This window comes from Streptomyces sp. NPDC001493 (genome assembly GCF_053597235.1).
Genome location: NZ_JBSFHV010000024.1, coordinates 22,060 through 39,089, shown reverse-complemented (window position 1 = coordinate 39,089; position 17,030 = coordinate 22,060). Strand labels below are relative to the sequence as shown.

At 72.6% G+C, this 17,030-nt stretch carries 15 protein-coding genes; 4 read left to right on the top strand and 11 right to left on the bottom strand.

Annotated features, from left to right (window positions below; translation table 11 throughout):
• Positions 1 to 28: 28 nt before the first annotated feature.
• From ACWCWD_RS28540 to ACWCWD_RS28500, 9 genes are all read right to left on the bottom strand, one after another.
• On the bottom strand, positions 29 to 991 hold the full coding sequence (locus ACWCWD_RS28540) for a D-2-hydroxyacid dehydrogenase family protein (RefSeq protein WP_450777066.1): 963 nt from the start codon (positions 989 to 991) through the stop codon (positions 29 to 31).
• A gap of 119 nt (positions 992 to 1,110) precedes the next feature.
• A complete protein-coding gene (locus ACWCWD_RS28535; protein ID WP_450777064.1) occupies positions 1,111 to 3,504 on the bottom strand; it encodes a phosphoketolase family protein in 2,394 nt (797 codons plus the stop codon).
• A 145-nt stretch (positions 3,505 to 3,649) separates the two neighbouring features.
• A complete protein-coding gene (locus ACWCWD_RS28530; protein ID WP_450777062.1) occupies positions 3,650 to 5,071 on the bottom strand; it encodes an NADP-dependent succinic semialdehyde dehydrogenase in 1,422 nt (473 codons plus the stop codon).
• Between the two features lie 151 nt (positions 5,072 to 5,222).
• Positions 5,223 to 5,681 carry an ATP-binding protein gene (locus ACWCWD_RS28525; protein WP_450777060.1) on the bottom strand — a complete coding sequence of 153 codons (459 nt, stop codon included), beginning with the start codon at positions 5,679 to 5,681 and terminating at the stop codon, positions 5,223 to 5,225.
• Positions 5,682 to 5,912: 231 nt separating this feature from the next.
• Positions 5,913 to 8,009 (bottom strand): xanthine dehydrogenase family protein molybdopterin-binding subunit, encoded by a 2,097-nt coding sequence (locus ACWCWD_RS28520; RefSeq protein ID WP_450777058.1) that lies wholly within the window; start codon positions 8,007 to 8,009, stop codon positions 5,913 to 5,915.
• Positions 8,010 to 8,063: 54 nt separating this feature from the next.
• Entirely contained in the window at positions 8,064 to 9,056 is a 993-nt protein-coding gene (locus tag ACWCWD_RS28515) for an FAD binding domain-containing protein (protein ID WP_450777056.1), read from the bottom strand.
• On the bottom strand, positions 9,053 to 9,661 hold the full coding sequence (locus tag ACWCWD_RS28510; protein WP_450777054.1) for a 2Fe-2S iron-sulfur cluster-binding protein: 609 nt from the start codon (positions 9,659 to 9,661) through the stop codon (positions 9,053 to 9,055). Before ACWCWD_RS28510 ends, ACWCWD_RS28515 begins: the two co-directional genes overlap by 4 nt.
• A gap of 56 nt (positions 9,662 to 9,717) precedes the next feature.
• The gene (locus ACWCWD_RS28505) at positions 9,718 to 10,107 is read right to left on the bottom strand and encodes a hypothetical protein (protein WP_450777052.1); all 390 of its coding nucleotides are present in this window, start codon (positions 10,105 to 10,107) and stop codon (positions 9,718 to 9,720) included.
• A 161-nt stretch (positions 10,108 to 10,268) separates the two neighbouring features.
• A complete protein-coding gene (locus ACWCWD_RS28500) occupies positions 10,269 to 11,234 on the bottom strand; it encodes an LLM class F420-dependent oxidoreductase (RefSeq protein ID WP_450777050.1) in 966 nt (321 codons plus the stop codon).
• Between the two features lie 88 nt (positions 11,235 to 11,322).
• Here ACWCWD_RS28500 and ACWCWD_RS28495 point away from each other — a divergent pair, with 88 nt between their 5' ends.
• The 4 genes from ACWCWD_RS28495 (at position 11,323) to ACWCWD_RS28480 (ending at position 14,289) form a co-directional block, all read left to right on the top strand.
• Complete coding sequence (locus tag ACWCWD_RS28495; RefSeq protein WP_450777048.1) at positions 11,323 to 11,652, top strand: DUF6479 family protein; 330 nt, start codon at positions 11,323 to 11,325, stop codon at positions 11,650 to 11,652.
• Positions 11,645 to 12,682: a cation diffusion facilitator family transporter gene (locus ACWCWD_RS28490; RefSeq protein WP_450777046.1), complete on the top strand. Its 1,038-nt coding sequence runs from the start codon at positions 11,645 to 11,647 to the stop codon at positions 12,680 to 12,682. The genes ACWCWD_RS28495 and ACWCWD_RS28490 overlap by 8 nt, the downstream gene beginning before the upstream one ends.
• 117 nt (positions 12,683 to 12,799) lie before the next feature.
• Positions 12,800 to 13,306, top strand: coding sequence for a DinB family protein (locus tag ACWCWD_RS28485; RefSeq protein ID WP_450777044.1), 507 nt, complete (start codon positions 12,800 to 12,802; stop codon positions 13,304 to 13,306).
• Positions 13,307 to 13,464: 158 nt separating this feature from the next.
• On the top strand, positions 13,465 to 14,289 hold the full coding sequence (locus tag ACWCWD_RS28480) for a VOC family protein (RefSeq protein ID WP_450777042.1): 825 nt from the start codon (positions 13,465 to 13,467) through the stop codon (positions 14,287 to 14,289).
• A gap of 39 nt (positions 14,290 to 14,328) precedes the next feature.
• Here the strand turns inward: ACWCWD_RS28480 and ACWCWD_RS28475 are convergent, their stop codons facing one another.
• Complete coding sequence (locus ACWCWD_RS28475) at positions 14,329 to 14,832, bottom strand: DUF6328 family protein (RefSeq protein ID WP_450777040.1); 504 nt, start codon at positions 14,830 to 14,832, stop codon at positions 14,329 to 14,331.
• Between the two features lie 54 nt (positions 14,833 to 14,886).
• Positions 14,887 to 17,013 carry an ABC transporter ATP-binding protein gene (locus ACWCWD_RS28470; RefSeq protein ID WP_450777038.1) on the bottom strand — a complete coding sequence of 709 codons (2,127 nt, stop codon included), beginning with the start codon at positions 17,011 to 17,013 and terminating at the stop codon, positions 14,887 to 14,889.
• Between the last annotated feature and the right edge of the window lie 17 nt (positions 17,014 to 17,030).

Sequence of the window (17,030 nt, the reverse complement as noted above, 5' to 3'; positions counted from 1 at the left end):
GCGCCGTCCGAGGGCCTCCCGGTCCGGCTCACGCCCCCAGGAGCCGGACCGGTGAGCCCGCGAGGTACGCCTCGATGTCCTCGACCGCGTCGCCGTAGTAGGCCGCGTAGTTGGCGCGGGATACGTACCCGAGGTGCGGGGTGGCCAGCAGGCGCGGCGCGCTCCGCATCGGGTGGTCCGCGGGGAGGGGCTCGGTGTCGAAGACGTCGACGGCCGCGCCCGCGATGGTCCCGGCGTGGAGCGCCGCGAGCAGGGCGTCCTGGTCGACGATGGCGGCCCTCGACGTGTTGACGAGGTAGGCGTCCGGGCCCATCAGCGCCAGCTCCGGGGCGCCGATCAGCCCCCGGCTGCGGTCGCCGAGTGCCAGGTGTACGGAGACGAAGTCGCTGGTGGCGAGGAGCTCCTCCTTGGAGGCGGCGAGCCGGGTGCCCACCTCGGCGGCCCGCTCGGCCGTGAGGTTGGGGCTCCACGCGACCACGTCCATGCCGAAGGCGAGGCCGACCGCGGCGACCCGGCTGCCGATCCTGCCGAGCCCGAGCAGACCGAGGCGCCGCCCGTGCAGGTCGGCGCCGACCGTCGACTGCCAGGGTCCTCCGGCGCGCAGCGCGGTGGCCTCCGGGACGATGTTGCGGGCGAGGCCGAGGAGCAGGGCCCAGGTGAGCTCCACCGGCGGGGTGCCGGCGCTGGCGGTCCCGCACACGGTGACCCCGTTGCGCGCGGCGGCCGCGTAGTCGATGACGGAGTTCCGCATGCCGGACGCGACGAGGAGGCGCAGGCGCGGCAGTCGGTCGAGCAGGGCGGCGGGGAAAGGGACCCGCTCGCGCAGGGTCACCACGATGTCGAAGGACGCGAGCGCCTCGGCGGTCTCGTCCTCGGTGGCGAAGTGCTCCGGGAAGGGGACGACGTCCACCCGGCCCGCCAGGGGCGACCAGTCGGCAGCGGTGGTCGCGACGGACTGGAAGTCGTCGAGTACGGCGCAGCGCAGTGTCATCGGTTCGGCTCTCCTCGGGCAGGCGTTCGGCCCGACCATGATCGCCCACCGCGAGAAGCGTGAGGAGACCGGGCCGGGACCGCCCCGGCGCGGGGGCGGTCCCGGAAGAAGCCGCCGGCTCAGCCGGTCCAGGTCCAGTCGGCCACCTCCGGCATGTCCTCGCCGAACTCGCGGATGTAGGCGTGGTGGCGGGTCCGGGCGTCGGCCATGGCCTGGCGTACCGCGACGGCGCGGACGCCGAGTCCGGGCACCCGGTCGACCACGTCCATGACGAGCCGGTACCGGTCGAGGTCGTTGCGGACCACCATGTCGAAGGGGGTGGTGGTCGTCCCCTCCTCCTTGTAGCCGCGTACGTGCAGGTTGGCGTGGCCGGCCCGTCGGTAGGCGAGGCGGTGGATCAGCCACGGATAGCCGTGGTAGGCGAAGATGACCGGCTTGTCGCGGGTGAAGAGGGCGTCGTACTCGGAGTCGGGCATGCCGTGCGGGTGTTCGCCGTGCGGCAGCAGCCGGGTCATGTCCACGACGTTCACCACGCGTACGGCGAGGTCGGGCAGGTGGCGCCGGAGCAGGTCGGCGGCGGCCAGGGTCTCCAGGGTGGGGACGTCTCCCGCGCAGGCGAGCACCACGTCGGGTTCGCGGCTGCCGTTCTCCGTACCCGCCCACTCCCACACCCCGGCGCCCCGGGCGCAGTGGGCGCGGGCCTGGTCCATCGTCAGCCAGTCGAAGGTCGGCTGCTTCCCGCAGACGATCACGTTGACGTAGTCGCGGCTGCGCAGCACGTGGTCGGCGGTGGAGAGCAGGGTGTTGGTGTCCGGCGGCAGGTAGACGCGGACGACTTCGGGGCTCTTGTTGAGGATGTGGTCGACGAACCCGGGGTCCTGGTGCGAGAAGCCGTTGTGGTCCTGGCGCCAGACGTGCGAGCTGAGCAGGTAGTTCAGTGAGGCGATGGGGCGGCGCCAGGGAAGGCGGCGCGAGGTGCGCAGCCACTTGATGTGCTGGTTGACCATCGAGTCCACGATGTGGGCGAACGCCTCGTAGCTGGAGAAGAGACCGTGGCGCCCGGTGAGCAGGTAGCCCTCCAGCCATCCCTGGCAGAGGTGTTCGGAGAGGATCTCCATGACCCGCCCGTCGCGGGCGAGGTTCTCGTCGGTCGGCAGGATCTTCTGCTGCCATGCCTTGCCGGTCGCTCCGTAGACGGCGTCGAGCCGGTTGGACGCGGTCTCGTCCGGGCCGACGAGCCGGAAATCCCGGCGCTCCGAGGTCGCGGCCATCACGCCTTCGAGGAGTTGGCCGAGCACCCTGGTGGGTTCGTGGGACGCCGCGCCGGGCCTGTCGACGGTGACGGCGTGGTCGTCCAGCGGGGGTACCGGGAGGTCGCGCAGGAGGAGTCCGCCGTTGGCGTACGGGGTCGCGCCGAGCCGGAGGTCGCCCTCGGGGATCACCGAGAGCACCTGTGCGGTGGGGCGTCCGGCGTCGTCGAAGAGTTCCTCGGGCCGGTAGGAGCGTAGCCACGCTTCGAGTTGCCGCAGGTGGTCGGCGTTGTCGCGGACTCCGGAGAGCGGGACCTGGTGGGCGCGCCAGGTCCCTTCGACGGGCAGCCCGTCGACCTCTTCGGGCCCGGTCCAGCCCTTGGGCGTACGCAGGACGATCATCGGCCAGCGGGGACGTTCGGTGGACCGGCCGCCCCGGGCCGCGCGCTGGTGCTCGCCGATCCGGTCCAGGGCGACGTCCAGTGCGGCGGCCAGTGCGCGGTGGACCTCCGCGGGATCGTCGCCGCCGACGTGGATGGGGTCGTGGCCGTATCCGCGCAGCAGTTGGTCGAGTTCCTCCTCGGGGAGGCGGGCCAGCACCGTCGGGTTGGCGATCTTGTAGCCGTTGAGGTGGAGGATCGGCAGGACGGCCCCGTCGTGCACCGGGTCGAGGAACTTGTTGGAGTGCCAGGAGGCCGCGAGCGGTCCGGTCTCGGCCTCGCCGTCCCCGATGACGCAGGCGACGAGCAGGTCGGGGTGGTCGAAGGCGGCACCGTAGGCGTGGGTGAGGGCGTAGCCCAGCTCGCCGCCCTCGTGGATGGAGCCGGGGGTCTCGGGTGCCACGTGGCTGGGTACTCCGCCGGGGAAGGAGAACTGCTTGAACAGCGCCCCCATCCCCTCGGCGTCCCGGCTGACGTCGGGGTACGTCTCCGAGTAGCTGCCTTCCAGCCAGGAGTTGGCGAGTACGGCGGGCCCGCCGTGGCCGGGTCCCCAGATACAGAGCGTCGGCCGGTTCCGCGCCCTGATCACCCGGTTGAGGTGGGTGTGGACGAGGTTGAGCCCCGGTGAGGTGCCCCAGTGGCCCAGCAGCCTCGGCTTGATGTGCTCGCGGGCGAGTGGCTGCTCCAGCAGCGGGTTCGCCATGAGGTAGATCTGCCCCGCCGCCAGGTAGTTGGCGGCCCGCCAGTGGGCGTCGAGAGCGGCGAGTTCGTCGTCGTCGAGCGCGGTGGACGAGGGGGCCGGCTGCCCGGCGGTGCTGGTCACGAGGGGATCTCCTCCTGGAGGTGGGACACGGCTGGGGTGGACGCGGCGCGGATGGACGCGGCGGGAGTGGACACGACGTGGGTGGGTGCGGCTCGGACCCGGGTGCGGCGGCCGGACGGCGCCCGGCGGAGGTGCGGGGGCGGGGTCACGCCCCGCCGTCCCCCGTGGGGCCATACCAGACGGTGGTCGCGTTGCAGAACTCCCGGATGCCGTGGCCGGCGAGCTCCCTGCCGTAGCCGGAGCGCTTCACTCCGCCGAAGGGCAGCGCGGGGTGCGAGGCGGTCATGCCGTTGAAGAAGACGCCGCCGGCCTCCAGGTCGCGGACGCAGGCCGCCATTTCGTCCGGGTCCCGGGTCCATACGTTGGAACTGAGGCCGAAGGGCGTGTCGTTGGCGATTTCCAGGGCCTCGTCGAGCCCGGAGACCCGGTAGAGGGTCGCCACCGGGCCGAAGGTCTCCTCGCGGTGGATCCGCATCTGCGGGGTGATGCCGGCGAGGACGGTGGGCGCGTAGAACCAGCCGTGTTCCAGTTCGCCGCCGAGCCCCTTGGGCCGCCCCCCGCCGCAGAGTGCCTTCGCTCCCTTGCCGAGGGCGTCGTCCACCAGTTCCTCCAGGTCGGCGCGGCCTTGCTCGGTGGAGAGCGGGCCGACGTCGGTGGACTCCTGGAGCGGGTCGCCGACCGTGAGGGCGTCCATGGCGGCGGTGAAGCGTTCGGCGAAGGCGTCGTACACGTCGGTGTGGACGATGAACCGTTTGGCGGCGATGCAGGACTGCCCGTTGTTCTGGACCCGGGCGGTGACGGCGGTCTTCGCGGCCCGTTCGAGGTCGGCGGAGGGCAGCACGAGGTAGGGGTCGCTGCCGCCGAGTTCGAGGACGGTCTTCTTCACCGTGTCCCCGGCGGTCGCGGCGACGGAGCGGCCGGCGGGCTCGCTGCCGGTGAGGGTGGCCGCGGCGACCCGGTCGTCGCGCAGGACGGCCTCGACGGCGCCGGAGCCGATCAGCAGGGTCTGGAAGGCGCCTGCGGGGAAGCCGGCCCGGCGGAACAGGTCGCCCAGGTAGAGGGCGGTCTGCGGGACGTTCGACGCGTGCTTGAGGAGCCCGGTGTTGCCCGCCATCAGCGCGGGCGCGGCGAAGCGGACCACCTGCCAGAGCGGGAAGTTCCACGGCATCACGGCGAGGACGACGCCGAGCGGCCGGTAGTGGACCCGGGCGCGGGTGGCTCCGGAGTCCTTCACGTCCTCGTCCGCGGGGTGCTCGTCGGCCAGCAGCCGTTCGGCGTGGGCCGCGTACCAGCGCATGGCCTTGGCACATTTGGCGGCCTCGGCGCGCGCGGCGGCCAGCGGTTTGCCCATTTCGAGGGTCATGGTGCGGGCGATGGTGTCGCGGTCGGCGTCCAGGAGGTCGGCGGCCCTCTCCAGCAGGGCGGCCCGCTCGGCGAAGCCCGTGGTGCGGTAGGTGCGGAAGGTGTCGTACGCGGTGGCGATCCGCCGTTCGATCTCCGCCTCGCCGATCGCGTCGTACGTCTTCAGCGTTTCGCCGTTCGCGGGGTTGACCGTCGCGATGGGCATGGCTGGTGCCTCCTTGCCTGGGTTCTTCGACCGTCCCGCGCCTTCGCGCCCGGCGCAACGCGGGCTCCGTCGCAGCGCCTACCCGGCCGACGCGGATCATGCGCGCCGGGGGCACGCGATCCGGATCGGCCGGGCAGGGGGCCGGTAACGGTCAGGCGAGAGCCGTGGAGGGCAGCGGCCGGGATTCGGGGGCGGTGTCCAGCGGTGTGCGGGGCAGCAGGCCGGTCGGGCGCGGCACATCGGCGTACCGGGTGAACCAGACGACTTTGCCGTCACCGGTACGGCAGGTGCCCCAGCTGTCGCTGAGCGCCATGACCCGGCTCAGCCCGCCGCCGGCGTCGAGGAGTCTCGGCATCCCCGCACCGTTGTCGGCCACGGCCACCGTCAGATGGCGGCCGGTCCAGCGGAGTTCGATGACGCATTCGTTGTCGCCGCCGACGTGCCGGTGGACGTTGGTCAGAAGTTCCTCCAGCGCCCGGCAGACGGGGCGGACGTGCAGTTCGAGACTCCAGTGGCGCAGGTGCGCCGCGACGATGCGCCGCAGCTGGGATACGCGTTCTGCCGACACCTGCAGTTCGACCAGATAGTGCCGGTCGAGTGGAACGGTCATCGTCGGGGCTCCTCACCGCGAGGCCCACGTGCGTGTCCGTCGTGAACCGACGGCCCCTGAGCACGAAGCGTGAGCGGCCATCACTTCTGTGTCACTCCTCAGGGTGACGCCGCTGGGCCGGGTGCGCAACAGTTGGACCGTCGCCGCTGAGGGCTGTCCCGCAATCCCCGACGGGCGCGGAATTACGGGACAGCCCTTGGTGGAGGCGGCTCCCACGGGGTACGGAGGCGCTCACGGCAGGTACGGCAGGACCTTGTCCGGGGTGAGCGGGAGTCCGGTCAGCCGCGCCCCGGTGGCGTGGCGCACGGCGTTGCCGATGGCGGCGGCGGTGCCGACGATGCCGATCTCGCCGATCCCCTTGCTGCCCATCGGGTTGAGGTGGGGGTCGTCCTCGTCGATCCAGTGCGCCTCGACGGCCGGCACGTCGGCGCAGGCCGGTACGTGGTAGGCGGCGAGGTCGCTCTCGGTGAAGTCGCCGTACACCGGGTCCAGGGTGCTGCCCTCGGTGAGCGCCATCCCGATGCCCATGACCATGCCGCCGATGAACTGGGAGCGTGCGGTACGGGCGTTGAGGATGCGTCCGGCGGCGTAGACACCGAGCAGCCGACGCACCCGGATCTCGCCGGTGAGCGAGTCGACGGCGGTCTCGGCGAAGTGGGCGCCGAAGGCGTGCCGGGAGTACGGGGACTCGGCGCCGGTCTCCTCCCGGGTGTCGGCGCGCACCGTGATGCCCTCGGCGGGCAGCGGCCCGGAGCGCGCGGCGAGCCGGGCGGCGAGGGCGGCCGCGGCCTTGTGCACCGCCCATCCCCAGGAGGCGGTGCCGGAGGAGCCGCCGGCGAGCGACGCGGTGGGCAGGTCGCTGTCGCCGAGGGCGACCCGGACCCGGCCGGCGTCGGTGGAGAGCGCCGCGGCCGCGATCTGGGCGAGGACGGTACGGGCGCCGGTGCCGATGTCCGTGGCGTTCACCTCGACGAGGAAGCTCCCGTCGGCGGCGGCGTGCACGGCGGCCGAGGAGGGCCCGACGAGAACGGGGTACGTCGCCGAGGCCACGCCCGTACCGAGCAGCCAGCGCCCCTCCTGCCGTGAGGCGGGGCGGCGGTCGCGGTCGTACCAGCCGAAGCGCTCGGCGCCCTCGCGCAGGCAGGCGACGAGGTTGCGGCTGCTGAACGGTTTCCCCGAGTCCGGTTCGGTGGCGGGTTCGTTGCGTACCCGCAGCTCGACGGGGTCGATGCCGAGCGCGCAGGCCAGTTCGTCCATCGCGGACTCGAGGGCGTACATCCCGGACGCCTCGCCGGGGGCGCGCATCCAGGAGGGGCTCGGGACGTCGAGGGCGGCCACCCGGTGCGTGGTCCGGCTGTGCGGGGAGGCGTACATGATCCGGGCCGGTACGGCGGCCTGTTCCACGAACTCCTTGACGGTGGAGGTGTGGGTGGTGACCTCGTGGCAGAGGGCGGAGATCACCCCGTCGTCGTCCGCGCCGATCCGCACGCGGTGCACGGTGGGCGCGCGGTGGCCGACGACGGCGGGAAGCTGTTTCCTCGGCAGGGCGAGCTTCACGGGCCGGCCGGTGTGCAGCGCGGCCATGGCGGCGAGCACCACCTGGGGGCGCGGGGTGCCCTTCGAGCCGAAGCCGCCGCCGACGTGCTCGGAGATCGCGGTCACCCGGCCGGGGTCGATGCCGAAGACGGCGGCCAGGGTGTCGCGCACCGTGCTGGAGCCCTGGCTGGAGTCGTGGACGGTCAGCCGGTCGTCCTCCCATCGGGCGGTGGCGGCGTGCGGCTCCATCGGGTGGTTGTGGAGGGGGCCGATCCGGTACGTCGTGTCGATCCGGTTCTCCGCGTCCGCGTAGGCCCGCGTGAAGTCGCCGCGTTCGCGGACGGCGGGAAAACCGCCGTTGGCCTTCTCCGGCGTGTACAGCCCGGGGTGGTCGTCGGTGAGGACGACGTCGTGCGGTTCGCCCGCGTACTCGGTGACCACCGCGTCGGCTCCGGCCCGGGCCGCTTCGAGGCTGTCGGCCACCACCAGTGCGACGTACCAGCCCCGGTGCGGGACCCGGTCGTCCTGGAGCACCGCGAGGGTCGGGTCGTCGGGGGTGTGCAGGCGGGGCGCGTTGTCGTGGGTGAGCACGGTGTGGACGCCGGGGAGGGCGAGCGCGTCGGCGGTGCGGACGGCGGTCACCCGCCCGCTGGGCACGGTGGCCGGGACGGGCCACGCGTACAGGCAGCCGGGCGGGGTGTGCTCCGCCGCGTAGCGGGCCGCCCCGGTGACCTTCTCCCGGGCCTCGCGGCGGACGACGGGGGCACCGAGCGGCTGGGGGGCGTGGCTCATGACGGGTCCTAGGGCGGAGTCGGGGTGTACGGGGCGCGGGCGGGTGCCGACCGGTCAGGCGCCGGCCCGTCCGGTGAGTTCGGTGAGCGCGTCGACGGTCAGCCTGCGGGCGAGGTCGACCTTGAAGGCGTTGTCGCGCAGCGGCCGGGCGGCGGCGAGTTCGGCGGCGGCGGCGCGGGCGAAGGTCTCGGCGGTGGCCGGGGCGCCGAGCAGCACGGCCTCCGCCGCGGTCGCCCGCCAGGGGCGGTGGGCGAGACCGCCGAAGGCGAGGGCGGCGTGCTGGACGCGGCCGTCGCGAACGGTGAGGACGGCTGCGACGGAGACGAGCGCGAAGGCGTACGAGGCCCGGTCGCGGACCTTGCGGTAGAGCTGCGCCGAGCCCTCGGGGGCCGGAGGCAGGACCACTTCGGTGATGAGTTCGCCGGGGCGGATCACGGTGTCCTGGTCCGGGTTCTCCCCAGGCAGCCGGTGGAACCCGGTGACGGGTACGGTCCGTTCGCCCTCGGGCCCGTGGAGCACGACGGTGGCGTCGAGGGCCGCGAGGGCGGCGGACAGGTCGGAGGGGTGGGTGGCGACGCAGTTCTCGGAGTGGCCGAGGACGGCGAGGTCGCGGTGGGCACCCTCGCGCGCGGGGCAACCGGTGCCGGGGGCGCGCTTGTTGCACGGTTTGGACACGTCCTGGAAGTACGGGCAGCGGGTGCGCTGGAGGAGGTTGCCGCCGGTGGTCGCGATGTTGCGCAGCTGGCCCGACGCCCCGGCGAGCAGCGCCTGGGAGAGGACCGGGTACCTCGCGCGTACGAGGGGGTGTGCGGCGAGATCGCTGTTGCGGACGGTCGCCCCGATGCGCAGCCCGCCCTCGGAGGTGGGTTCGGTGCGGTCCAGGGGCAGCCGGGTGACGTCGATGAGGACGCCCGGCGTCTCGACGCCGAGTTTCATCAGGTCGACGAGGTTCGTCCCGCCGCCGAGGAAGCGGGCGCCGGGGTGCACCGCCACCGCTCGTACCGCGTCGGCGACGGAGGCGGGCCGCAGATAGCCGAGGGGTTTCATCGGGCCACGTCCTCGATCGCTTCGACGATGTGCGGGTAGGCGCCGCACCGGCAGAGGTTGCCGCTCATCCGCTCGCGGATCTCGTCCGGCCCGAGGGCGACGGGGCCGCCCGCCGCGAGGGCGGCAGGTTCGGTCGCGTGGGAGGGAAAGCCCTCCTCGGCCTCGGCGAGCATGCCGACGGCGGAGCAGATCTGGCCGGGGGTGCAGTAGCCGCACTGGAGGGCGTCGCGGTCCACGAACGCTTCCTGCACGGGGTGGAGTCGGCCGTTCTCGGCCAGTCCCTCGACCGTGGTGATGCGGGCACCGTCCTGGGCGACGGCCAGCAGCAGGCAGCTGTTGGCGCGGCGGCCGTCGACGAGAACGGTGCATGCCCCGCACTGCCCGTGGTCGCAGCCCTTCTTGGCCCCGGTGAGACCGAGGTGTTCCCGCAGGGTGTCCAGGAGCGTGGTGCGGTGGTCGAGCGTCACCGTCCTGGTCGTGCCGTTGACGTGGAGGGCGACGGCGGAACGGTCGGGGAGGCCGCCGGGCGCTCCGTCGTCCTCCGGTTCTCCCGGGGGGAGCCGGAGGACGGTCTCCGCGTCCTCGACCAGCCGGTGGGGTTCCATGCGCGGGTGCCTTCCGTTTCTGCCCGCCGGGACGGTGGCGGTGCGGGGCGGTCGGGTCAGCGACTGGTGAGCCGCAGCCTGATTTCCTCTTCCTGGTCCCCCGCCGCGGTGCCGACGGTCTCCACCGAGAACACCTCGCCGAGATGCCCCCGGAGCCGGTCCACGGCCCAGTAGCCGCCCTGGGCGTCGAGGGTGACCGGCCCGGCGAGCGAGGCGGGTCCGGCGGCCTCCTTCTTGGTGGAGACGTCGACGGTCGCGGACCAGACGGTCGGGCGGGGCCCGTTCGTGTCTGCGGGCGAGTCGGCGGCGGCCCGGTCGGAGGTGAAGGAGCGGCGGAGCACGTCGAACACGGTGCTCGCGTCGTCGGTCGTGCACTCGCTCAGCGAGACCAGGACGTCGTAGTTCTCCTGATGCTCGGAAGCGGTCTTGTCGCTGGTGTTCACCATGGTTCCTTTCTCGGGAGCCGGACGCGGCGGAGCCGGCCCGCTCCCAGGCTCGCCCGGCGGCCGGAAGTCGGCGACACGGATACGGCAGTCGGCGGATCGCCTGACCCGGGTCCTGCCCGGGAAGTCACCGCGTACGCGTGGCGATCACGCGCGGGGACGGCCTACAGGGTGCGGAGCGCGGGCAGCAGCTTCTTCTCCGCCCAGGAGATGAACGACTGCTGGTGCGCCCCGCCGACCTGGATGAGGGCGATCTCCGTGAAGCCCGCGTCCCGGTAGGCGCGGACCGCTTCGGTGAACTCGTCCACGTCGCTCCCGCAGGGGATCGCCCCGGCGACGTCCTCGGGCCGTACGTACGCGGTGGCCTGGTCGAATCCGTCCGGTCCCGGCAGCTCGGAGTTGACCTTCCAGCCGCCCACCGACCAGCGGAACTGCTCGTGTGCCCGGGCCACGGCGGCGCTCCGGTCGGGGTCGTAGCAGACGGGGAGCTGGCCGACCGAGGGTTTGCCGGTGCCGCCGTGGCGGGCGAAGGAGTCGAGCAGCTCGGCCTTCGGCTCGGTGGCGACGACGAGGTCCGCCAGTTCGCCCGCGATGGCGCAGGATTTCGGTCCGGAGACGGCGATCCCGATCGGCACCCGGGTCTCCGGAAGGTCCCACAGCCGGGCGTTCTCCACCTGGAAGTGGGTACCGGCATGGTTCACCACGCCTCCGTCGAAGAGGGCCCCGATGATGCGAACCGCCTCCTCCAGCATGTCCAGCCGGACCCTGGCGCGCGGCCACCCGGCGCCGATGACGTGCTCGTTGAGGTTCTCGCCCGATCCGAGCCCCAGCCGGAAGCGGCCCTCGGACAGGATCTGGAGCGTCGCGGCCTTCTGGGCGACGACCGCCGGGTGATACCGCACGGTCGGGCAGGTCACGTACGTCATGAGCGGAATGGTGGAGGTGGCCTGCGCGGCGGCACCGAGCACGGTCCAGGCGTACGGGGCGTGCCCCTGCTCGGACAGCCAGGGGAAGTAGTGGTCGGAGGTGACGGAGAAGTCGAATCCCGCGCGCTCGGCGGCGACGATGTCCGCCACCAGCTCCCGGGGGCCGGTCTGCTCGGTCATCATCGTGTAGCCAATTTTCACCATATAAAACACTTATCCGGTCATATAGCTACAAAACATGAATTCAAATGAATCACTGTCTGACGGTCCGCATCCGGGGTATCCGGCATGCATGGACGTATCGAACGGAGCCCAGGCCGCCGCATCCTCCACGCTCGCCGTATCCGGAGCGCTGGGGACCGGCCTCATCATCGCCGCGGTCGCTGTCGTGGCCCTGCTCATCGGCGCCTTCTGGTTCGGCATGCGCCGCCGCGACAAGGAGCTGCCGCCTCCGCGCGCCGACGAACAGCCCATCCCGCCGGACCATCGCTCGCACATCCAGCAGGAGAACGTGCACGGCGAGGACCGTTTCCCCGACGACGGCCACGCCCTCTCCCCCTACGAGCTCGGGGAGCGCGACAAGGGGACCACTCCGCCGGAGAGCGACCGGCCCCGTGACTGAGGGCATACGCACCGAGCGCCGGTCCGCCGACGCTCCGCCGAACGCACCCGACACGGAAGCGGCGGGTCCGGAAGCCGCGGGCGCGAAAGCAGCGGGCCCGGAAGCGGCGGGCGCGGAGAGCGGGAAGGCCGCCGACCGGCGGACCCGGATCACCGTGCTCGTCGCCCTCGCGGCGAATCTGGTGATCGCGGCCGCCAAGACCGTGGGCGGCCTCCTGTCGGGCTCTCCAGCGCTGATGTCCGAGGCGGCGCACTCGGTCGCCGACAGCATGAACGAGGTCTTCCTCCTCGCCGCACTGCGGCGCAGCCGCCGCCCGCCCGACGCGCGTCACCCGTTCGGCTACGGCAAGGAACGGTACTTCTGGTCCCTGCTGGCGGCGGTGGGGATCTTCGTCATGGGCGGCTGCTTCTCCTTCTTCCAGGGCTTCGAAGCACTGCGCAGCCACGACCAGGAGTCCCCGTCCGGTTACGCGGTCGGTCTGGCCGTCCTCGGCGTGGCGCTGGTGGCCGAGGGCACGTCGCTCGTCCGGGCCCTGCACCAGGTGCGGGGCGAGGAGGGCGGCGCGAAGGACCCCGCGCTGCGCACGGTGGTCGCGGAGGACGCCACCGCCGTGCTCGGAGTGGTCCTGGCCATGGCCGGCATGGCGCTGCACCTGGTCACCGGGAACGTCGTCTGGGAGGGGTCCGCCTCGCTGGCCATCGGGCTGCTGCTCGTCTACGTGGCCTTCCGGCTCGGGCGGGACGCCCGCGACCAGCTGATCGGCGAGTCCGCCGACCCCGCGTTGCAGAAGGAGATCGGGGACTTCCTCGGCAGCCAGGAGGAGATCGACAACGTCGAGTCCCTCCTCACCATGCGGCTGGGGCTCGACTCGGTCCTGGTGGCCGCACGGGTCGACCTGTCGCCGGGCATCGACAGCGAGGAGATCGAGCGGGTCTCCGTCCGCATCAGGGGGACGGTCAACCGGACCTGGCCCCAGGCCGACCACGTCTACCTCGACATCACCAACGCACCTCCGCGCGGCGGGGTCTGACCGAATCGTGCCGCGCCTCCTCCAGCGGCGGCCTCCGGAGGAGGCGCCGGGCGGAGCGGCTCGGGCGGTCGGTAATCGCCTCGACAGCGGGCACGGTGGTCGGGGATCCTTCGCGCGATGACGAGAATCGATGACACGCCTCCCGCGTGGGACGAGCGCACCCAGCTCACCACGTTCCTCGACTACGCACGGGAGACCGCCCGCGCCAAGTGCGACGGAGTCTCCCCGGAGAACGCCCGCAAGGCGCTCCTGCCGGGCTCAGCGCTGATGACCATGAGTGGACTGATCAACCACCTCCGCTGGGTCGAGTACTACTGGTTCCAGGTGGTCTTCCTCGGCGAGGAGGACCGGGCCCCCATGACGGACGAGGACCCCGACCGCGAGATGCGCATCGCCGTCGACTTCCCGCTCACACGACTGCTCGACGAGTACGCCGAGCAGAGCGCCCGCTACCGCGAACTGGTAGCCGGGAACGACTTGGACCAGCGGGCCGAGGGAACGATCCGCGACGGACTGCGGGTCGACCTGCGCTGGATCCTTCTCCACCTCACCGAGGAGACGGCCCGCCACAACGGCCACCTGGACATCCTGCGGGAGATGCTCGACGGCACGACCGGAGTCTGAAGGCTGCCGGCGGAAACGGCCGGACACGGCCGGGCCCCGTCGACCGGATCACATGTCGCGCTCGCGTGTTGCGGGACCGCCCCGGTCGGCCGACGCTGGTTCTGGCCCGGCGGCAGCCCGCGGACGGGCCCGCCCGACCGGACGAAGGCAGTGTGAAGATGACCGGAAGCGATCCCCGTACGCCCCCCGCCGCCGCGCCACTGACGGGCGCGGCGGCTCCCTGCTGGGTCAACCTGCTGACCCGGGACCTGGAAGCCGCACAGCACTTCTACGGCGCCGCCCTCGGCTGGACCTTCCACCCCAGCAAACTCGGGCCCGAGTTCTGCGTCGCCCGCCTGCACGGGGTACCGCTGGCGGGCATCGGCGGTGTCTCGTCCTCGTACCAGACCGCCATCGCCTGGCTGCCGTACTTCGCCGTCCCGGACGCGGACGTCGCGGCCGGGCGCGTCCGGGAACGCAGCGCGACGGTCGCGGTGGGGCCGCTGAAGCTCAACGAGGGGCGCGGGGTCCTGGCCTCCGACCTGGACGGAGCGGTGTTCGGGCTCTGGGAGCGCCTCACACCTTCCTCCGGGCGGTCCACGCCCGCGGACCGCTCGTACGCCTGGCTGCGGCTGCGCACGCGGAACGCCTTCGACGCGGCGATCTTCTACGGCGGGGTACTCGACTGGGCCAGCGGCCGCCCCGGCAGTTGCGAGGTCTCCTACGAGGAGGACGAGGTCATCGTGCGCTTCGAGGGCCGCCCGCTGGCGCGGATCAGCTCCGGCGCGGTGGAGGCCTCGCCCGATCCGGTCCTGCGCCCCCACTGGCAGGTGCAGTTCCTGGTGGAGGACGTGGCCGAGACGGCGGAGGCCGTTCGCCGGGCCGGCGGCACGGTCATCGCCCTCAACGAGGTCCGGGGCGGTACCGAGGCGGTGGTGCGCGACCCCGACGGCGCGGTCTTCGGCGTCACGGACGCCAGCAGCCCGGAGGCGGGCCTGACCTGAGTACGGCCGGGCGGCGCGTCCGGGCCGCGCGGGGTGCGCTCAGGACTCCGACGGGTCGGCCTCCTGCCGGTTGTCGCGGGCGATCGCCCACAGCGGGAAGACGAACCAGCAGACGGCGAACCACAGCGCCATACCGGCGACGAGCCAGAGCGCCAGGTGATTGTGGAGTGCCACGCGCAGGATGAGCAGCAGCGCGCTGCACATGGTGCAGAAGAGCAGAACGAGCCCGAGTATCGTCAGCCGGGCCGCCCAGGCGACGGTCTGCGGCTTCATCCGGCGGCCGGAGAGCAGCCGGTGGTAGGAGACGGGGCCGATGAGGGCCGCGGCCGTCGAGGAGCCCAGTATCACCGTGACGACGTAGATGGCCCGGTCGGCGTCGGCCAGCTCGGCGAAGCGCGGCTGGAAGACCACGGCGAGCAGGAACCCGAACAGGATCTGCACCCCGGTCTGCGCGACGCGGAGCTCCTGCAGCAACTCCCCCCACTGCCGGTCCGCGCGCTCCTCCGGGCTCTCCTGCCGTCCGTCGTCCCGTGCGACCGCCACCGTAGTTCTCCCTCGTCGACAGGCCCGGCCGGGGTGACCCCTCCGGCCGGAGTCCTACGCCTTCCCCTCCCTCGTACCAGTGAATCCTGTGATGGTCGTACCGCCATGGGGACGCTCGACGGGCCCCTCCGGCGGGTGTACGGCGGTCGTGCGCGGCGGCGTCAGGGGTGCGGGCCCGCGAGGTCGGCAGGGGCCGTCCTGGCCGCCGGGACCTCGGCTGCCCTCACCCCGTACTGGGCGGCCTGGATTTCGTACAGGGCGCGGAAGGTCCCCGGGGCCGGGGTGATCGTCCGACATCAGCGTGTCGAAGGACCCGCTCTCCACGACCTTGCCGCTCTCCAGTACGTGGATCTCGTCGGCGGCCCGTACGCTGCCGAGCCGGTGGGTGATGAGGACGACGGTCTGGCCGGTGTCGGCGAGGCTGCGGATCTGCTCGAAGAGCTGCTGTTCGGCCCTCGCGTCGAGGGCGCTGGTCGGCTCGTCCACGATCAGGACCTCACCGCCCCGGTAGTGGGCCCTCGCGATGCCGATGCGCTGCCACTGGCCGCCGGAGAGCTGGTGGCCGCCCTGGTAGCCCCGGGCGAGCAGGGTCCGCCAGCCGCGCGGGAGCCCCTCGATCAGCCGGTCCGCCCCGGCGGAGACGGCGGAGCGTTCGAGTCGCGCGGTGTCGAAGGGCTCGTCGGTGCGGCCGATGCCGACGTTCGCGGCGGCGGTGAAGGGCCACTGGTAGAAGTCCTGGCCGACGACGGCGACCCGCGACACCAGCTCCTGCCGGTCGGCCTCGCGGGCGTCGACGCCGTCCCAGAGGATGCGGCCGGAGTCCGGCTGGTACAGCCCGCACAACAGCTTGACCAGCGTCGACTTCCCGCTGCCGTTCTCCCCCACCAGCGCCACGATCCGGCCGGTGGTGAGAGTGAGGCTGAGGTTTTCGAGGGCCGGGCCGTTGTCCTTGCCCGGGTAGGTGAAGGTGACGTCCTCGAACCGGATGTGAGCCGGGTTCTCGGGCAGCGGCAGTCCGCCGACCGGGATCGCTCGGTGCACCGCCTCCTCGCAGAGCCGGTCGAGGTCGCCGACGAAGAGCGACTCCTCATGCAGGGAGTTCACCTGGAGCACGAGGCTGTCGAGGCTGGAGGAACCGGTGCGGATCGCGAGGACGGCCGTCCCGCCCACGGAGAGCGCCATCGTCCCGGTCCAGAGCAGGCCGCCGAGGGTGGCGTAGGCGACGACGGTCGCGAGACCGGTCCAGCCGGCCGCGATGAGCCCGGTCCGGGCGGCGAGCCGGGCGAGCCGGGTCTGCTCCTTCTCCGAGCTCTCCGACATGGCGCGGAAGTGCCGGAGCAGGAACGGGCCGACATGGTGGACCCGCACTTCGGGGGCGGCCTGGGTGTCGATCAGCAGGCGGCTGATCAGGTTCGAGGCGCGGGCGTGCTGCACCCAGGCGTGGAAGGAGAGGTACCGGCGGCGCGCCACCGTCAGCGCCGCCCACGCGCTGGGCACGGTCATGGCGACGAGCAGGGGCAGCAGCACCGGGTGGAGCGTGGCGAGCACCCCTGCCGCCGCGACCAGGGACATCAGCGCGTTGATGACGTTGGTGCAGTAACCGATCATGCGGCGGGCCGAAGTCGCGCCGTACTGGGCGCTGTCCAGCAGCTTGTGGAACTCGTCGTCCTCCACCGCCTCGAGCTCCACCTCGGCGGTCCGGGCGAGGTAGCGCTCGGTCGCGACGCGCTCGACCTTCGGTTCGAGGCGTCCGGTTCCGGTGGTCGACGCGGCCCGCAGCAGCGCTCCCGCCAGCGCGGCCAGGGCCACCACCACGAGCGCGGGGGCGGCGGCCCGGAGCCGGTCTGCGGTGTCACCGCTCTCCAGGAGATGGGCGAGGACCTTGTTGACGGCGACCAGGGCGACCGCCTGGACCGCGCCCCGCCCGATCTCGGCGAACGCCACCAGGCGCAGCGCCCCCGGGTCGGCCTCCCGGGCCAGCCGGACGGTCGAGAACAGCAGATACGGCATCCGGCGGATCATCGACCGCAGGTCGAGCTGGAGCACCGCGTCGTCGTGCCTGCTGAATCCCATGTCGTAGCGGAGCGGTCCGCCGAAGAGCAGTTCCTCCGACCCGGACGTGTCCTCCGGCGGTGCGGTTTTCCGGTCACGAGCGGGCCACCAGGCCGTTGGACGCTTCATGTGCCACCCCCGGGTTC

Bases quoted from the DNA above. Each gene is read 5' to 3' on its own strand.
- ACWCWD_RS28510 (WP_450777054.1), bottom strand. From the start codon at position 9,661: ATGGAACCCCACCGGCTGGTCGAGGACGCGGAGACCGTCCTCCGGCTC.
- ACWCWD_RS28540 (WP_450777066.1), bottom strand. From the start codon at position 991: ATGACACTGCGCTGCGCCGTACTCGACGACTTCCAGTCCGTCGCGACC.
- ACWCWD_RS28485 (WP_450777044.1), top strand. From the start codon at position 12,800: ATGACGAGAATCGATGACACGCCTCCCGCGTGGGACGAGCGCACCCAG.
- ACWCWD_RS28495 (WP_450777048.1), top strand. From the start codon at position 11,323: ATGGACGTATCGAACGGAGCCCAGGCCGCCGCATCCTCCACGCTCGCC.
- ACWCWD_RS28470 (WP_450777038.1), bottom strand. From the start codon at position 17,013: ATGAAGCGTCCAACGGCCTGGTGGCCCGCTCGTGACCGGAAAACCGCA.
- ACWCWD_RS28525 (WP_450777060.1), bottom strand. From the start codon at position 5,681: ATGACCGTTCCACTCGACCGGCACTATCTGGTCGAACTGCAGGTGTCG.
- ACWCWD_RS28505 (WP_450777052.1), bottom strand. From the start codon at position 10,107: ATGGTGAACACCAGCGACAAGACCGCTTCCGAGCATCAGGAGAACTAC.
- ACWCWD_RS28480 (WP_450777042.1), top strand. From the start codon at position 13,465: ATGACCGGAAGCGATCCCCGTACGCCCCCCGCCGCCGCGCCACTGACG.
- ACWCWD_RS28515 (WP_450777056.1), bottom strand. From the start codon at position 9,056: ATGAAACCCCTCGGCTATCTGCGGCCCGCCTCCGTCGCCGACGCGGTA.
- ACWCWD_RS28520 (WP_450777058.1), bottom strand. From the start codon at position 8,009: ATGAGCCACGCCCCCCAGCCGCTCGGTGCCCCCGTCGTCCGCCGCGAG.
- ACWCWD_RS28530 (WP_450777062.1), bottom strand. From the start codon at position 5,071: ATGCCCATCGCGACGGTCAACCCCGCGAACGGCGAAACGCTGAAGACG.
- ACWCWD_RS28500 (WP_450777050.1), bottom strand. From the start codon at position 11,234: ATGGTGAAAATTGGCTACACGATGATGACCGAGCAGACCGGCCCCCGG.